We start from the raw sequence: 15,819 nt of genomic DNA, 5'->3' as shown, positions 1-15,819 counted from the left end.
TTCCTCGCCGACGGCCGCATCGTCGACGAACTCGTCAACCCCACCGCCGACACCGTCCTGGACCGCATGCGCCGCTTCGACGCCAAGGGCCGTACCAGCTAGAGCCGGCCGGCCCCCGCACCCACCCGTCCGGGCTCCGACCCCGTTCCGGCCGCCCCCAGACACCTCAGGACTGACACTCCCTCATGTACCGCACCGCACTGCGCAATGTGCTGGCCCACAAAGCCCGGCTGCTGATGACGACCCTCGCCGTCATGCTGGGCACCGCCTTCGTGGCCGGCACCCTCGTCTTCACCGACACCCTCGGCAACGCGCTCAGGTCCCAGAGCGCCAAGAGCTACACCGACATAGCCGTCACGGTCAGCGACCGCGACGCCGTCGTCCGGGGCTACGACCGCGGCGCCAAGGCGACCGGCGGGCCCACCCTGAACGAGGAGACGCGCAAGGCGATCGCGGCACTGCCCGGCGCCGCCGAGGCGCGCGGCGTGGTCAGCGGCTTCGCCGGCATCGCCGACCGGAACGGCGCCCTGATCGGCAACGGCTTCACCACCACCGGCACCAACTTCGTGCCCGGCGCCGACGGCACCGACCCGCGCTACCCGCTGGTGGACGGGCGCGGCCCGCGCACCTCCGGCGAGGTGGCCCTGGACACCAAGACCGCCGAGAAGGGCGGCTTCAACGTCGGCGACACCGTCCGGGTGGCCGTCAACGGCCCGGTGATGGAGCTGAAGCTCACCGGCACGCTGCACGCCAACGACCCGCGGGTGCTCTCCGGCGGCTCGCTCGCCGCCTTCGACACCGCGACCGCCCAGCAGCTCTACCTGGCCCCCGGCCGGTTCGCCGAGATCGACGTCAAGGGCAAGCCCGGCGCGGACGACAGCGCGCTGCTCGCCGCCGTGCGGCAGACCGTCCCGCAGGGCAATGACTCGATCGAGGCGAAGACCGGCCGTGAACTGGCCGACGAGCAGGACCGGATGATCGCCGAGGGCACCAAGGGCCTGGGCAGGGCGCTGCTGGTGTTCGCCGCCATCTCGCTGTTCGTCGGCATCTTCATCATCGCCAACACCTTCACCATGCTGGTCGCCCAGCGCACCAAGGAACTCGCGCTGCTGCGCGCCGTCGGTGCCAGCCGCAAGCAGGTCACCCGGTCCGTGCTGATCGAGGCGCTGCTGGTGGGCCTGGTCTCCTCGCTGGCCGGCCTGCTCGCCGGCATCGGCATCGCCGCGGGCCTGCAGTCGCTGCTGAACGGCCCGCTGGACGCGGGTCTGCCGGACGGTCCGCTGGTGATCGGCCCGTCCACCGTGATCGCCTCGGTCGGCGTCGGGGTCGTGGTGACGGTGCTGGCCGCCTGGCTGCCGGCCCGCCGGGCCTCCCGGATCGCCCCGGTGGCCGCGATGAGCTCGGTCGAGCAGCCCGCCTCGCAGAAGAGCCTGCGGGTGCGCAACGCGATCGGCCTCCTCTTCGCCGCGGTCGGCGTCGGCGGTCTGCTGGCCGGCTCCGCGGCCAAGGCGGTCGGTCTGGTCGGCCTCGGCGCGGGTGCGCTGATGGTCGGCGTCTTCGTGCTGACCCCGCTGCTGTCCCGGCCGCTGATCACGCTGCTCGCCCCGGCCCTGCGCAGGCTGTACGGCACCCCGGGCAAGCTGGCCCAGGAGAACGCCGTCCGCAACCCGCGCCGCACCGCCGCCACCGCCTCGGCGCTGACCATCGGCGTCACCCTGATCACCGCGCTGACCGTGGTCGGCGCCTCGGTGAGCAAGGCCGTGGACGAGGCCACCGCGATCGACATGAAGGCCGACTACACGGTCGCCATGCAGAACTTCTCGACGCTCTCCCCCGAGGTCGCCACCCAGATCGCCAAGGCGCCCGGCGTCACCGCCATGAGCGTGATGCGCAGCGTGTCGGTCGAGACCGACGACGGCACCGAGTGGCTGACCGGCGTCGACGCCACGACGATCGACCAGCTGGCCACCGTCAAGGTCACGGACGGTTCGGCGGACGCCCTGAAGCAGGGCAAGCTGCTGATCAGCTCGGGCTCCGCGGAGCACAACGGCCTCAAGGTGGGCGACACCCTGGCCGTCACCTACCCCGACGGTGTGAAGGGCTCGCTGACGGTCGGCGGCGTGCTGGAGGCCAACACCGTGCTGGCCGGCATGATCGCCCCCGACGCCGTGGTCGGCCCGCACGCCTCGGCCGGCTCCGGTCTGACCAAGGTCCTCGTCAAGGGCGCCAACGGTGCCGACGCCGCGCTGAAGCAGGCGCTGCGGGACGCGACCGGCGGCAATCCGCTGATCGCGGTCAAGGGTGAGAAGGACATCAAGGCGGAGACCAGTCAGATGGTCACCGCCGTGCTGAACATGATGTACGGGCTGCTGGGCATGTCCGTGGTGATCGCGGTGCTCGGCGTGGTGAACACCATGGCGATGTCGGTGTTCGAGCGCCGGCGGGAGATCGGCATGCTGCGGGCGATCGGTCTGGACCGCCGCGGCATCGGCCGGATGGTCCGGCTGGAGTCGCTGATGATCGCGCTGTTCGGCGGCGTGGTCGGTGTGCTGCTCGGCATCGTGGTCGCCTGGGCGGGCAACCGCACGCTGGCGGACAGCATCAAGAACATCACGACCGTGGTGCCGCCGGTGCAGATCGTGGGCTTCCTGATCGGCGCCGCCCTGATCGGCCTGCTGGCCGCCGTCTGGCCGGCCCGCCGGGCGTCCCGCCTGGACATCCTGGGCGCGATCAAGGGCGCGTAGCCGACCGCGCGAAGCGCCGGAGCCCCGGCCGCAGCGGACTCGATTCACCCGAGTCCTGGCGGCCGGGGCTCCGGCGTAAGGAGGGAACGTTTCCTCAGCAGCCGTTGAGGATGCCGGTGAGGGCGCTCTTCTCGGCGCTGTCGACGGTCAGGCCGTAGAAGTACTTCACCTGCACCCAGGCACGGGCGTAGGTGCACCGGTAGGACGCCTGGGGCAGCCAGTGGGCCGGGTCCTGGTCGCCCTTGGAACGGTTGGAGCTCGCGGAGACGGCGAGCAGCTGGGGGCGGGTGAGGTCGTTGGCGAAGGCCTTGCGCTGGTCCGTCGTCCAGGCCCAGGCGCCGGAGCGCCAGGCCTCGGCGAGCGGCACCAGGTGGTCGATGTCGAAGGAGGAGGCGTTGGAGGTGGTGGCGTTGTCGTACACCGAGACCCAGCTGCCGCTGACGGCGGCACAGCTGGCGTTGGTCACCACGCCGGAGCCGTCGCGCTTGAGGACCGTCTCACGGGTGTCGCAGGTACCGGAGATGGTGATCCAGTGCGGGAACAGCGCACGGTCGTAGCTGTCGGCGTGCGACTCCGCGATGGCCGCCATGGAGGCCAGGTAGGTACGGGCGGTGGCGGCCGAGACGGGGCTCGGGAGGGCGGCCTGGGCGCTGCCGGCGCCGGCCAGCAGCGTGGCGGCGAGCAGCAGCAGGGCGCCGACGGCGGCCACCAGGGCACGGTGGAGCGGACGTATCGCAGGCATGCGGGGACTCCAGAATCGGTGAGGGCAGGCGGAAGCCCCCGGGCGGAGCGGCCCGGGCTGGCAACCAGCATGACGCTCGCCGGTTTACGCGGGTAGACCCTGGAGGTGAACTTTTGACCGGCCCTCAGTTCCGGTCCGGTCCCACGGCGCCGCGAACACCACGCCCCGGCTGGGCGGTTGGCGCGAGCCGGTGGTGAACCCCGCTCCGGAAAGCGGCAGTTGGGCGACCGCCGGGGTGGCCGGCACGGCCTCGGCCGGGTCACGCCTCCGGGGCGGCGATCCGCCGTGAACGCTCCCTCCCCCTGGGCCGGTTGTCGGTGACACGTGCGACGATGTTCCGATACGGAGCAATGGGGAACGACAGGGGGTCCGGTATGGAGACGAGCAGGATCACGGGCGACGGCCCGGACGGGCACCAGCACACGATGCGGATCACCCACGGCGGGAACAACCAGCGGTACGTGGTCTGCGACAGCTGCGGCTACCGCAAGCGCGCCGGGACGTTCGCGCGGGCCAAGGCGGAGCAGCACCTGTCCGAGTCGCACGGCGCGGGCGACTTCCAGCAGGAGATCCGGGCCTGGCCGATCGTCCTCGGCGTCATCGGTTTCATCGTCTTCCTGGTGGTGATGGCGAGTTACCGCAACGGCCGGTAGCGGGGCACCTGCCGCCGAACGCGAACCGCCCCGCCCGGCGGGTGGCCGGGCGGGGCGGGAGGCTGGTCCTGGGGTGCGGGCCGGTCAGGCGGCCGGCCTGGCGGAGCCGGCGCCCGGGGTGACGGGCTTGGCCGGCTTGCCGCCGAAGACGCCGAGGAAGATCGCCAGCGTCGGGACGAGGTAGAGCGCCCAGACCACCAGCTGGAGCACCGTCGGGTCCGGCTGGAAGTTGAACACGCCCTTCAGCAGGGTGCCGTACCAGCTGTCCTTGGGGATGGTGCTGCTGATGTCGAAGGCCACGTTGTGCAGGCCGCCGAGCCAGCCGGCCTCCTGCAGGTCGTGCACGCCGTACGCGAGCACGCCGGCCGCGACGACGACCAGCATGGCGCCGGTCCAGGTGAAGAACTTCGCCAGGTTGATCTTCAGCGCGCCGCGGTAGAACAGCCAGCCGAGCACCACCGAGGTGAGCAGGCCCAGCGCCGCACCGATGATCGGGTTGTAGCCGTCGTTGGTGGCCTGCACCGCCGACCAGATGAACAGCGCCGTCTCCAGGCCCTCGCGGCCGACCGCCAGGAAGGAGGTGACCACCAGCGCGACCGTACCCATGGCGAGGGCCGCGTCGAGCTTGCCGTGCAGCTCGGTCTTCAGATGGCGGGCGGTGCGGCGCATCCAGAACACCATCCAGGTGACCAGGCCGACGGCGATGATCGACAGCGAACCGCCGAGCGCCTCCTGGGCCTCGAAGGTCAGCTGGGTCGAGCCGTACTGCAGCACGGCGCCGAACACCATGCTGAGGACGACCGCGGCGGCGATGCCCGCCCAGACCGGCGGAAGCTTGTCCCGGCGGCCGGTCTTGACCAGATAGGCGATCAGAATGCAGACGACGAGACTGGCTTCGAGGCCCTCGCGCAGGCCGATCAGGTAGTTGCCGAACACGCTGGCTCCTGGGGGGTGAAGAGGTGGTACGTACGGGTCGGGCGGGGATCAGCCGAAGAGGGCCTGGCCCCACCACTCACCGGGCTTGCGGACGCCCGCCGGGCAGGCGAAGTGGGCGGAGCCGACGTGCTGGATGTACTCGTTGAGCTTGTCGCTGGCGGCGAGCCGCTGCTGGAGCGGGACGAACGCCTTGCGGCTGTCGCGCTGGTAGGCGAGGAAGAACAGGCCGGCGTCCAGGCGGCCGAGGCCGTCGGTGCCGTCGGTGAAGGAGAAACCGCGGCGCAGGATCATCAGGCCGTTGTTGGCGTCCGGGTGGGCCAGGGCCACGTGCGAGTCGGCCGGCATCGCCTTGAGGTCCGGCGCGTCGTGCTCCTTGGCCTTGCCGTACGGCGCGCCCTCGCCCTTGGTCCGGCCGAAGACGTCCTCCTGCTCCTTGAGGGAGGTGCGGTCCCAGGTCTCGACGTGCATCCGGATCCGCCGGGCGACCAGGTACGAGCCGCCGGTCATCCACTCCGGACCGTCCCCCGGGCCGGCCCAGACGTGCTCGGCGAGCCGGGCGGTGTCGGTGCCCGCGATGTTGTGGGTGCCGTCCTTGAAGCCGAGCAGGTTGCGCGGGGTCTGGGCGTCCGGGGTGGTGGAGGAGGTCTTGCCGAAGCCGAGCTGCGACCAGCGGATGTTGACCGTGCCCATCCCGATCCGGGCCAGGTTGCGGATCGCGTGCACGGCGACCTGCGGGTCGTCGGCGCAGGCCTGGACGCAGAGGTCGCCGCCGCTGCGCTGCGGATCGAGCTTGTCGCCCTTGAAGTTCGGCAGGTCGATCAGGGCCTCGGGGCGCTTGGCCCGCAGGCCGAAGCGGTCCACACCGTCCTTCTCGAACAGGGTGGGACCGAAGCCTATGGTGAGGGTGAGCCGGGAGGCTGGCAGGCCGAGGGCCTCGCCGGTGTCGTCCGGCGGCGCCTCGGGCAGACCGCTGACGGCGCCGGTACCGACGTCACGGCCGCCGGTCATCGCGGCGGCGGCCTTGGTCCACTCCTTGAGCATCTTCACCAGCGAGTCGCGGGTGGCCGTGGCGGAGACGTCGAAGGCGGCGAAGTGCAGCCGGTCCTGGACCGGCGTGGAGATGCCCGACTGGTGCTCGCCGTAGAACGGGATGTCCCCGCCCGCGGCGGCCTGCGCCGGGGCGTCGTCGTCCTGGCGGGTCGCGGCGGCGACCGAGCCCACCCCGGCCGCGCCGAGGGCCACCCCGGCGCCGGCCCAGCCGATGACGGCACGGCGGCTGATCGGGCTGCGGGCGGCGTCGCGCTGCGCACTGGTGGTGGCGGTGGCGTCGGTACCGGCCGGCGTCCCGTTCTGCTGCTCGTTCTCGACGTCCATCGGCGGGCGGGCCCTTCTCTGTGCTGACTCACGGATGCCGTGGCGGCCGCTGGGGCCGCCACGGCGGTGTGACGAGGTGGTACTTGTGACGAGGTGGTACCGGCGGCTCTGGCGAGCCGGCTGACGGGTGCGCGTTACTTGACGACCACGGCGGCGGCCAGCTTCGACAGCGGCTCGCCCAGCGAGTTCACCGCGTCGGAGAAGGTCTTGCGCTCGGCCTCGGTGACCTTGTCGTAGGAGGTGTAGGTGCCGTCGGCCTGCTTGTACCTGGCGAGCAGCGCCTGGATCGATTCGAACTCGGCGTCCAGGGTCTTCGCCAGCTCGGCGTCCTTCTCCGCGGCGACCGGCTTCAGCAGTTCGTAGGCCTTCTCCGCGCCCTCGACGTTGGCGGCGAAGTCGGCCAGGTCGGTGTGGCTGTAGCGGTCCTCCTCGCCGGTGATCTTGTTGGTGGCGACCTCGTCCAGCAGCTCCTTGGCACCGTTGGCCATGCTGGTCGCGGTGATCTCGGCCTCGGGGATCTTCTTCTGCCAGTCCTTCAGGTCGTTGACCAGCTGGTCGGCGAGCGTCTTCTCCTCGTCGCCGATCTTCGCATCGGCCCAGAGCGACTTCTCCAGCTTGTGCCAGCCGGTCCACTGCTGGCCGGGCTCCAGCTTGTCCTCGCGGGTGTCGGTCTTCGGGTCGACGTCCCCGAAGCTCTCGGCGACCGGCTCGGTGCGCTCCCAGCCGGTGCGCGACGGCGCGTACAGCGACTTGGCCTTCTCCAGGTCGCCGGCCTTGATCGCGGCGGCGAAGGCCTCGACGGCCGGGATGGTGGCGTCGGCCTGCTCCTGGGCGTACGTGCGGTAGGCGGCGACGGCGGAGACCAGGCGCGGGTCGGCCGAGGCGGCGGCGGTGGCGCCGTCCCCGGTGACGGTGATCTTCTGGCGGATGCCGTCGCCGACCATGCCCGGCTTGCAGGCGACCTCGTACGAACCGGCCTTGATCTCGGCGTTGATCGTCGCCTTGGTGCCGGGGCCGATGTTCTCGCGCTCCGTGATGATCTTGTCGCCGTCGCCGTAGACGTAGACCTCGGTGGTCTTCGAGCCCTTGTTGGTGATGTCGATCACGACGTGGCCGGCCGGGAAGGTCGTCTTGGAGACCTCGCAGGCGGAGTCGGTGGCGTTCACCTTGACGGCGTCGGAGGATGCCTTGTCGTCCTTCTTCTGCGAGCAGCCGGCCAGAGCGGCGGTTGCCACAGCGAGGGTGAGCAGCGTGGCTGCGGTGGAACGACGGGCGGACATGAAGGCTCCAACGGGAAGGGCAGGCGGTACCGGGGCAGGGCTGAGCGTGGGTAATGGCACCGGAGCCACCGGTGCCCCCACCCACTTAGCTAAGGCATACCTTAGGGATATCTTTTTTGGCCGTCTACACCGGCCCCCACCTGCGACGCACCACGGTCCGCCGCAGGCCTCGCCTCCCCTTGCGCCGAGCGGGTCGTCAGCCTACCGACCACCACCGGCCCGGAACCCCCGGAGGACCAGAACCGGTCACCGGGCGACGAGCCTCACCGGAGCGGGGTGCGCCGGGTGGCCGCGCGGGCGGTCCAGCGGCCCTCGTGCCGGCTGATCCGGATCGGGTGGCCGAAGCAGGCGCTGATCAGCTCGGTGGTCATCACCTCGTCGACCGGACCGGCGGCGACGCACTCGCCGCCGCGCAGCAGCAGCGCGTGCGTGGTGCTCTCCGGCAGCTCCTCCAGGTGGTGCGTGACCAGCACGCTGGCCAGCTCGGGGTGCTGGTGGCGCAACAGGTCGAGGCTGTCGAGCAGTTGCTCGCGGGCGGTCAGGTCCAGCCCGGTGGCGGGCTCGTCGAGCAGCAGCAGGCGGGGGCTGGGCATCAGGGCGCGGGCGATCAGGGCCCGGCCGCGCTCGCCCTGGGAGAGGGTGGTCCAGGGGGACTCGGCGATCGCGGTCATACCGAGGGTCTCGATCAGCTGCTCGACCCGGTCCAGGGCCTCGGGTCCGGGCTTGCGGTGCAGGTCCGGCTCGATGCTGTTGGTGAGGCCGGTGAGCACCACCTCGCGCACGGTCAGCGGCGAGCGCAGCGGGTGGCGCGGGTTGACGTGCCCGAGGTGGGCACGCAGGTCGCGGATGTCCACCCGGCCGAGCCGGCGGCCGAGCACGTCCACCTCGCCCCGGGTCGGGTGCGAGACCGCGCCGAGCAGACCGAGCAGGGTGGACTTGCCGGCGCCGTTGGCCCCGAGCAGGGCCCAGTGCTCGCCCGGCTGGATGGCGAGGGTGATCCCGCGCAGCAGGTGGCGTCCGTCGCGGACGACGTCCACGTCCTTGGTACGCAGCAGTGGACCGTCGGGCAGGGGGGTGGACGTGCTCATGGGTGACGGGCCTCCGGTGGCTGGCTCCTGGCAGGGTGCGGGCGCGGCGCCGCACCGGGCGGGCAGGCGCCGACCGTCCACCTGCACGGTACAACCGTCGGCGCGGCGGCGGCCGGGGGCGTCCGAGGTGTGGACGGGGCGCCCGGGTGCAGAACCCGGGCGGCGCTTGCCGGTTGGCGACTGGATCGGGCCAGGACCCGCGCCGACTCCCCCCGGCGCGGGGTGCCCGACGGCGGACCGGGGGCGGCTCAGAGCCGGATGAGCCCGGCCTCCGTCGGGCGGAATCCGCAGGCGTCCAGGTAGAACGGGCGCAGGTGCTCCTCGAAGTCCACGTGGAGCCAGTCGCAGCCGGCCGCCCGGGCCCCCTCGGCGGCGGCGGCCACCAGCCGCGCGCCGACGCCCGAGCGCCGCGCCGCCGCCGCGACCGCGGTGTCCAGGACGAACGCGTGCCGGCCGCCGTCCCAGGCCACGTTGACGAAGCCCGCCAGCGCGCGGTCGCCGGCCCGCCGGGCGCAGACCCAGCCGAGGCTGTGCCGCTCCAGCCGGGCCCGCCACCCGGACGGGACGACGGGGTGGCCGAAGGCCTCGGCATGCAGCGCGCCGACCTCGTCGTCATCGAAGGCACCGCGCCACAGGTATGTGATCGTCACCGCGCGATCGTAGAACAGGGCCTCACCTTCGATCAGATTTGATCAGTACAGGACACGAATTGGTCAAGATCCGACCCTACCCCTAGCTCAATTTGACTGCCCACCGTCAATCTCAGTCGCAGCTCCTTCCCTGCAGCTACCCCGACTGGAGTCAGAGTGAGCCCCACCTCCTCTCGCCGCCGCTACCTCGCGGCCGCGGCCGTAGCGGCCACCGCCGCCCTCGTCGCCACCACCGTCCAGGCCGGCTCGGCCGCCGCCGCCCCCACCGACCGGGCCGCGGCGATCGACCGGGCCCGGGCCAACGTCGCCCACAACGCCGGGGTGTTCGGCTTCGGCGACGGCCAGGCCCTCGTGGTCAAGGACGTCGTCCTCGACGCCGACGGCACCCAGCACGTCCGCTTCGACCGCACCTTCCAGGGACTGCCCGTCGTCGGCGGCGACCTGGTGGTGCACCAGGACGCGCGCGGCCGGCTCAAGGACTCCTCCCACGCCGCCGCCCACGATGCCGCCGTGACGTCCACCGTCCCCAGCGTCCCCGCGCAGGCCACCGCCGGCCGCGCGCTCCAGGCCGCCCCCGGCGTCGTCAACGCGACCAGCACCCCTGAGCTGGTCGTCTGGGCCGCCGACGGCACGCCCCGGCTGGCCTGGCGCACCACCGTCAAGGGCGCCGGCGAGCACGGCGAGCCCACCGGGCGGGTCGTCGTCACCGACGCCACCACCGGCGAGCAGATCGAGGCCTACGACTCCGAGCACCGGGCCAGTGGCACCGGCCACTCCGAGTACACCGGCGACATCACCATCGACACCACCCAGAAGTCCGGCGGCTACACCCTGACCGACCCGGTGCGCGGACACATCACCAAGGACGCCAAGAACGTCTCGGCCAACCTGCTCACCGCGAGCTCCGGAACGGCGTTCACCAGCACCACCAACGTCTGGGGCGACGGCAGGAAGTTCTCCACCAACCGCGCCACCGCCGCCGTCGACGCCCACGCCAACACCGCCTGGACGTACGACTACTACAAGAACACCTTCGGCCGGAACAGCATCAAGAACGACGGCAAGGGCGCCACCGTCTTCGTGCACGTCGGCACCAACTGGGACAACGCCCAGTGGTCCGACGACTGCTTCTGCATGATGACCGGCGACGGCGACGGCACCACCGACCCCGAGCAGGTCGACCTCGACACCATGGGCCACGAGATGACCCACGGCGTCACCAGCGCCACCGCCAACCTCCGCTACAGCGGCGAGTCCGGCGGCCTCAACGAGGCCACCAGCGACATCCTCGGCACCATGGTCGAGTGGTACGCCAACAACCCGATCGACACCCCGGACTACCTCTTCAGCGACCAGTCCACCCCGCCGTGGCTGCGCCGCTTCGACAAGCCCTCGCTCGACGGCCGGTCCGCCGACTGCTGGACCAGCAAGGTCGGGCAGCTCGACGTCCACAACTCCTCCGGCGTCGGCAACCACTGGTTCTACCTCGCCAGCGAGGGCAGCGGCACCAGGACCATCAACGGCTACACCTACAACAGCCCCACCTGCAACGGCTCCACGGTGGCCGGCATCGGCAACCAGAAGGTCGCCAGGATCTGGTACCGCGCCCTGACCGTCTACATGACGTCCACCACCAACTACAAGGGCGCCCGCACCGCGACCCTCAGCGCGGCCAAGGACCTCTACGGCCTCAACAGCACCGAGTACAAGGCGGTCGCCGCCGCCTGGAGCGCCGTCTCGGTCGGCTGAGCCGTCCCGTGAGTCCTGTGAGCGGCCCGTCGCCCAGGCGGCGGGCCGCTCACGTCACGGCCGCTCACGTCACGGCCGCTCACGTCACGGCCGCTCACGTCACGGCCGCTGTCAGGACGTGAACCCGATGTGCACATGGTCGTGGTGGGTGTCGTCGGTGAAGAACTGGTTGCCGGTACCGCCCGACAGCGCGATCGGACCGCCCACGTTGTAGGAGCCGGCCGCCGCCGCGTCCCGCATGAAGGACTCGATCAGCTGACGCGGGGTCGCCGGATCGACCACCGCCCGGCCGTCGATCCGCCAGACGTCGAAGGCCCGCCCGCGCGGGTGGTCACTGGGCCGGGTGGTGCCGAACACGTCCAGCGGGTGGCCGGACCGCACCACGCTGACGTACAGCTGGTAGCCGCCCGCCAGCTGGAGCATCGCCCGCGGCACGCTGTCGTGCACGGTGCCGCTGCGCAGGTCGGCGGCGGCCTCGGGCGGCAGCTGGATCCTCGGCTGGGCCAGCACCTGGCCGACGGCGGGCGAGGGCGCGGCGGCGGGGGCCCCCGGATCGCCCGGGAGCAGGTCGGTGACGGTCCAGCGGGGCTGTGCGCGGCTCAGCCGGACGTCGACGGTGGTCCCGCCCTCCACGACGGAGCCGTCCGGCCCTCGGGTCCACTGCCGGCAGACCACCAGCACGCTCGCAGAACCGGCGAGGATGCCGCCGTACTGGGCGACGATCACCTCCAGCGCGGCCTCGTCGGCCGCCGGGGCGAGCGGGCCGGCCTGGTCCACCAGGCCAGGGGGCAGCCCCAGCGCCGCCACCCGTGCCTTCGCCGCGTCCGCCCCCTGGCCGCCGGCCGGCCAGGAGCCGATGGCGGTGACCAGTTCGACGGCCCGGCGCTTGACGTCCGGCTGCACGTCGGACGGGCCGGGCTGCCAGGGCTGCGGCCGGGGCAGTGCGGTGGGGGTACCGGTCGGGGCCGAGGGCGCGGCCGTCGCCTCCGGGGTGGCGCCGGCCGGACCGGTCTGCCCTGGCTGTCCTGGTTGCCCTGACTGCGCTGGTTGCCCGGCCGAACTCGCCGTTCCTGTCTCCCGCCTGACGCCACTACTCGAACAGCCGGCCGCGCCGAGCAGCACGGCGGAGGCGCCCGCCAGCAGCAGTCCCCGGCGGCCCGGCAGTCCGCCGCCCGCCCCGCGCACCCCGTCTCGGCTCGTCACGCGGCCAGTATGCGGGGGCCGTTGCCCCGGACGGCGCACCTTCCGGCGTGTCAGCCCAGTCGGCGGATCGGCGCGCCGGCCAGGAACGCCGCGATGGACTCGACCGCCTGACCGTAGTACGTCCGGTAGTTGTCCCGCGAGACATAGCCGAGGTGCGGGGTCGCCAGCAGGCGCGGGGCGGTGCGCAGCGGGTGGTCGGCGGGGAGCGGCTCGATGTCGAAGACGTCCACGGCCGCGCCCGCGATCCGGCCCTCGGTGAGGGCGGCGAGCAGGGCGTCCTGGTCGACGATGGCCGCGCGGGAGGTGTTGACCAGGTAGGCCTCGGGCTTCATCAGGGCGAGTTCGGCCGCGCCGACCAGGCCCCGGGTGCGCTCGCCCAGGGCGAGGTGCACGGAGACGAAGTCGCTGCCGCCGAGCAACTCCTCCTTGGACGCGGCCTTGAGCACCCCGACCTCGGCGGCCCGTTCGCCGGTGAGGTTCTGGCTCCAGGCGACCACCTCCATGCCGAAGGCGAGGCCGACCCGGGCGACCAGGCTGCCGATCTTCCCGAGGCCGAGCAGCCCCAGCTGCCGCCCGGCCAGGTCGGCGCCGACGGTGCTCTGCCAGGGGCCACCGGCGCGCAGCGCCGCGCTCTCCGGCACGATGCCCCGGGCGAGGCCGAGCAGCAGCGCCCAGGTCAGCTCCACCGGCGGGGTCGCGGAGCTGGCGGTGCCGCAGACCGTCACCCCGTGCTCGCGGGCGACCGCGTGGTCGATCACCGAGTTCCGCATGCCCGAGGCGACGAGCAGCCTGAGCCGGGGCAGCCTGGCGAACAGCGAGGCGGGGAACGCCACCCGCTCGCGCAGGGTGACGATGATGTCGAAGTCGGCGACGGCCTCGGCCAGTTCGTCCTCCGAGCCGAAGTGCTCACGGAAGGCGGTCACCGCCACCCGGTCGGCGACCGGTGACCAGTCGACGATGCTCGTGGCGACACCCTGGAAGTCGTCGAGAACGGCGCAGCGAAGTTTCATGCCCGCACTCTCGCAGACGGCCCCGGCCGCCGGCCCGGCCGGGGCGCACACGGAGACGGTGGCCCCGCTACTCCGGCTTGCCGAGGTGCCAGGCGACCACGTCGAGGACGCGCAGCGGTGACACGTCGGCCGGGGCGGCCGCCGCGAGCACCGCCCACTGCCCGGCCTGGCGGTCGAGGTCGTGGGCCATGGCCTCGGCCAGCCGACAGAAGAACTCGGCCCAGCCGCGCCCGGTTTCGGGCTTGATCGGGAACTCCTCGGCGGCGCCGCAGTAGCAGGCGTAGACCTGGGTGTCGTAGAGCGGGAGGAACAGCGGGCGCTTGCGGTGCAGGATCTTCATCAGGATCGTGCCCTGGACTCCGCGCACCCCTGCGGCCCGGTCCAGCACGCCGACCAGTGGTTCGATCAGCTCGCGGTGGGCGCCCCGGGCCACCGCCTCCTGGAGGGTGAGGTCCCGGGGGATGCGGGCCAGGGCCGCCTCCAGCTCCGGGCGGACGGCCCGCAGGTTGAAGACGGCCGCGATGCTCGGCGCCACATTGAGGAGCAGCGGGGCGAGCAGGTCGCCGTCGTTGAGTCCGTCCGGCCCGCTGCCGGTGTCCAGCCGGTCGTACACGGGGTAGGCGAAGGGCTTGCCGCCCTTGGCCGCGGCCGCGGCGGTGTTCGCCTGCTCGTCGAAGTAGGCGCGGACCCACTTGGCGGCCTCGGCCACGGATATCCGGTGGCCGCCCACGCTGATGCTCTGGTTCATGACGGCGAATCGTAGGGCGTGTCCGACAATTCCCGCCAGGCGCGCGGCGCGGGGAATCGTTCCAGTCGATTCCGGTGTCCGGCACGGGTGTTCCACTTCATGTCCGAACAGCTCAGGGCCCGTTCTCCCCCGGCCGGCCGGCGCCGCCGGCGGTGCCCGGCACCGCCCGCCGGACTCGGCCCCGTGACTCAGCCGCCGGACTCAGCCGTCGGAGACCGCGCTGCCGGCCAGCGGCTCGCGCCCGTCCTCGGGGACGGCGCCGACCGCCTCCGCCGAGAGATCCCGGTCCCGCAGCCGCAGCGCGAGGACGCAGCCGACGGCCAGGACGGCGAGCATCCCGGTCAGCGTCACCGTCAGCCCCCGGGCGTCGGCCAGCATCCCGAACAGCGGAGAGAGCAGCCCGCCCACCGACATCGCCAGCCCCAGCGTCACCCCGCTCGCCGTACCGGGCCGGTTCGGCAGATAGTCCTGGGCCAGCGTCACCTGCGGCGCGAACGGCAGGAACATCGCCAGCCCGAACAGCAGCGCGCACACCAGCGCCACCCCCGCACCGGGTGCCAGGATCAGCGCGCCCAGCGCGGGCAGCGCCGCCAGGTACCCGATCCGCACCGGCACCAGCCGCCCCCACCGGTCACCCAGCCAGCCGCCCAGGAGGGTGCCGACCGCGCCCGCCGCGGTGAAGGCGGTGAGCGCCAGCGCCGCGACCGCGCCCGAGCCGCCCAGGTCGCGGCTGATGTAGAGGGAGAGGAAGGACGTCGTCGTCACATACGGCACCGACCAGCCGACGGTGGTGGCGGCGAGCCGCCCGAACGCCCGCCAGTCGTCCCGGTGCACCGCCTGCCGTCCCCCGGCCCCGCCGGCCCGCACCAGCGGCCGGGCGGGCTCGTACCCGCGCAGCCGCATCCACGGGCCGCTGAGCGCCCAGAGCGCCGCCATCACCGCGGCGGGCGTCGCGAGCAGCCACGCGCCCGACAGCCCGGTGGCCCCCACGACCAGCGTGACCAGCGGCGGCGCCAGCGACCCGCCCACCGTGCCGCCCACCGAGAACCAGCTCATCGCCTGCTGCGAACTGCCGCCCGCCGCACGGGCCGCGCTGGTCGCCGGCGGGTGGTACGCCGCCACCCCGATGCCGGAGAGCGCCACCGCGAGCCAGGTCAGCGGATAGCTGCCGCTCACCCCCGCGAGCGCGATCCCGGCCGCCGCGACCAGGAAGCCCGCCGGGATCAGCCACCCCCGGTACCGCCGGTCGGCGACCACGCCGAACACCGGCTGCACCACGCTCGACAGCCCGGTGGCCGCCAGGGTGATACCGGTGGTGGCGGCGTAGCTGTAGTGACGCTCGGAGGCGAGGTACGGCAGGAGTGCCGGGACGAAACCCTGGTAGAGGTCGTTCACGGCATGGGTCGAGGTCAGGAACCCCAGTTGGCCCTTCTTCACGGGCGTGCCCTTCTCTGGCTCTTGGGTCTGGTGTCTTGGGTCCGGGTCCGGGTCCGGGAATTGCCCCCGGGCCTTGGCTCTCCGGCCGGGGAGCGTGGTCATGAGCCGTGGATCGCAGGTCGTGGTCACGGGGCATGAGTCACCGGTCATGGGTCACCGGTCATGGGTCACCGGTCATGGCCGGATCCGCCGACGCCGCACCGGG

At 72.6% G+C, this 15,819-nt stretch carries 13 protein-coding genes and 1 pseudogene; 4 read left to right on the top strand and 10 right to left on the bottom strand.

Annotated features, from left to right (window positions below; translation table 11 throughout):
- Positions 1-102 (top strand): annotated as a pseudogene (locus tag ACIP82_RS22455) (ABC transporter ATP-binding protein); the annotation flags it as partial.
- Between the two features lie 83 nt (positions 103-185).
- Positions 186-2,744 carry an ABC transporter permease gene (locus ACIP82_RS22450; protein ID WP_400655507.1) on the top strand — a complete coding sequence of 853 codons (2,559 nt, stop codon included), beginning with the start codon at positions 186-188 and terminating at the stop codon, positions 2,742-2,744.
- Between the two features lie 94 nt (positions 2,745-2,838).
- On the opposite strand, the gene ACIP82_RS22445 is transcribed toward ACIP82_RS22450, so the two are convergent.
- A complete protein-coding gene (locus ACIP82_RS22445; protein ID WP_363612108.1) occupies positions 2,839-3,486 on the bottom strand; it encodes an HNH endonuclease family protein in 648 nt (215 codons plus the stop codon).
- A 374-nt stretch (positions 3,487-3,860) separates the two neighbouring features.
- Here ACIP82_RS22445 and ACIP82_RS22440 point away from each other — a divergent pair, with 374 nt between their 5' ends.
- On the top strand, positions 3,861-4,139 hold the full coding sequence (locus ACIP82_RS22440) for a hypothetical protein (RefSeq protein WP_363612106.1): 279 nt from the start codon (positions 3,861-3,863) through the stop codon (positions 4,137-4,139).
- 84 nt (positions 4,140-4,223) lie between these two features.
- On the opposite strand, the gene efeU is transcribed toward ACIP82_RS22440, so the two are convergent.
- The 5 genes from efeU to ACIP82_RS22415 all read right to left on the bottom strand — a co-directional run bounded on the left by efeU (position 4,224) and on the right by ACIP82_RS22415 (position 9,467).
- On the bottom strand, positions 4,224-5,075 hold the full coding sequence (gene efeU, locus ACIP82_RS22435; RefSeq protein WP_363612104.1) for an iron uptake transporter permease EfeU: 852 nt from the start codon (positions 5,073-5,075) through the stop codon (positions 4,224-4,226).
- A 48-nt stretch (positions 5,076-5,123) separates the two neighbouring features.
- Positions 5,124-6,449 carry an iron uptake transporter deferrochelatase/peroxidase subunit gene (gene efeB, locus ACIP82_RS22430; protein ID WP_363612102.1) on the bottom strand — a complete coding sequence of 442 codons (1,326 nt, stop codon included), beginning with the start codon at positions 6,447-6,449 and terminating at the stop codon, positions 5,124-5,126.
- A 134-nt stretch (positions 6,450-6,583) separates the two neighbouring features.
- Positions 6,584-7,729, bottom strand: a complete 1,146-nt coding sequence (gene efeO / locus ACIP82_RS22425) for an iron uptake system protein EfeO (protein WP_363612100.1) — start codon at positions 7,727-7,729, stop codon at positions 6,584-6,586.
- A 263-nt stretch (positions 7,730-7,992) separates the two neighbouring features.
- Complete coding sequence (locus ACIP82_RS22420; RefSeq protein ID WP_363612098.1) at positions 7,993-8,817, bottom strand: ATP-binding cassette domain-containing protein; 825 nt, start codon at positions 8,815-8,817, stop codon at positions 7,993-7,995.
- Between the two features lie 248 nt (positions 8,818-9,065).
- Positions 9,066-9,467 carry a GNAT family N-acetyltransferase gene (locus tag ACIP82_RS22415; RefSeq protein ID WP_400655503.1) on the bottom strand — a complete coding sequence of 134 codons (402 nt, stop codon included), beginning with the start codon at positions 9,465-9,467 and terminating at the stop codon, positions 9,066-9,068.
- A gap of 156 nt (positions 9,468-9,623) precedes the next feature.
- On the opposite strand from ACIP82_RS22415, the gene ACIP82_RS22410 reads away from it, so the two are divergent.
- Positions 9,624-11,216 (top strand): M4 family metallopeptidase, encoded by a 1,593-nt coding sequence (locus ACIP82_RS22410; RefSeq protein WP_400655501.1) that lies wholly within the window; start codon positions 9,624-9,626, stop codon positions 11,214-11,216.
- A gap of 111 nt (positions 11,217-11,327) precedes the next feature.
- On the opposite strand, the gene ACIP82_RS22405 is transcribed toward ACIP82_RS22410, so the two are convergent.
- From ACIP82_RS22405 to ACIP82_RS22390, 4 genes are all read right to left on the bottom strand, one after another.
- On the bottom strand, positions 11,328-12,419 hold the full coding sequence (locus ACIP82_RS22405) for a hypothetical protein (protein WP_400655498.1): 1,092 nt from the start codon (positions 12,417-12,419) through the stop codon (positions 11,328-11,330).
- Between the two features lie 50 nt (positions 12,420-12,469).
- Positions 12,470-13,429 (bottom strand): D-2-hydroxyacid dehydrogenase family protein, encoded by a 960-nt coding sequence (locus ACIP82_RS22400; RefSeq protein ID WP_400655496.1) that lies wholly within the window; start codon positions 13,427-13,429, stop codon positions 12,470-12,472.
- 67 nt (positions 13,430-13,496) lie between these two features.
- Positions 13,497-14,177, bottom strand: coding sequence for a DUF6308 family protein (locus ACIP82_RS22395; RefSeq protein WP_400655494.1), 681 nt, complete (start codon positions 14,175-14,177; stop codon positions 13,497-13,499).
- A 201-nt stretch (positions 14,178-14,378) separates the two neighbouring features.
- Complete coding sequence (locus tag ACIP82_RS22390) at positions 14,379-15,614, bottom strand: MFS transporter (protein WP_363612086.1); 1,236 nt, start codon at positions 15,612-15,614, stop codon at positions 14,379-14,381.
- Between the last annotated feature and the right edge of the window lie 205 nt (positions 15,615-15,819).

Source organism: Kitasatospora sp. NPDC088548, from assembly GCF_044753005.1.
Taxonomy (GTDB): domain Bacteria; phylum Actinomycetota; class Actinomycetes; order Streptomycetales; family Streptomycetaceae; genus Kitasatospora.
This window is presented reverse-complemented; position numbering and strand designations above follow the sequence as displayed.

What these genes read in the sequence shown, in the direction of transcription:
- ACIP82_RS22445 (WP_363612108.1), bottom strand. Translation starts at nt 3,486, where the DNA reads ATGCCTGCGATACGTCCGCTCCACCGTGCCCTGGTGGCCGCCGTCGGC.
- efeB (WP_363612102.1), bottom strand. Translation starts at nt 6,449, where the DNA reads ATGGACGTCGAGAACGAGCAGCAGAACGGGACGCCGGCCGGTACCGAC.
- ACIP82_RS22440 (WP_363612106.1), top strand. Translation starts at nt 3,861, where the DNA reads ATGGAGACGAGCAGGATCACGGGCGACGGCCCGGACGGGCACCAGCAC.
- ACIP82_RS22400 (WP_400655496.1), bottom strand. Translation starts at nt 13,429, where the DNA reads ATGAAACTTCGCTGCGCCGTTCTCGACGACTTCCAGGGTGTCGCCACG.
- ACIP82_RS22420 (WP_363612098.1), bottom strand. Translation starts at nt 8,817, where the DNA reads ATGAGCACGTCCACCCCCCTGCCCGACGGTCCACTGCTGCGTACCAAG.
- ACIP82_RS22395 (WP_400655494.1), bottom strand. Translation starts at nt 14,177, where the DNA reads ATGAACCAGAGCATCAGCGTGGGCGGCCACCGGATATCCGTGGCCGAG.
- ACIP82_RS22450 (WP_400655507.1), top strand. Translation starts at nt 186, where the DNA reads ATGTACCGCACCGCACTGCGCAATGTGCTGGCCCACAAAGCCCGGCTG.
- efeO (WP_363612100.1), bottom strand. Translation starts at nt 7,729, where the DNA reads ATGTCCGCCCGTCGTTCCACCGCAGCCACGCTGCTCACCCTCGCTGTG.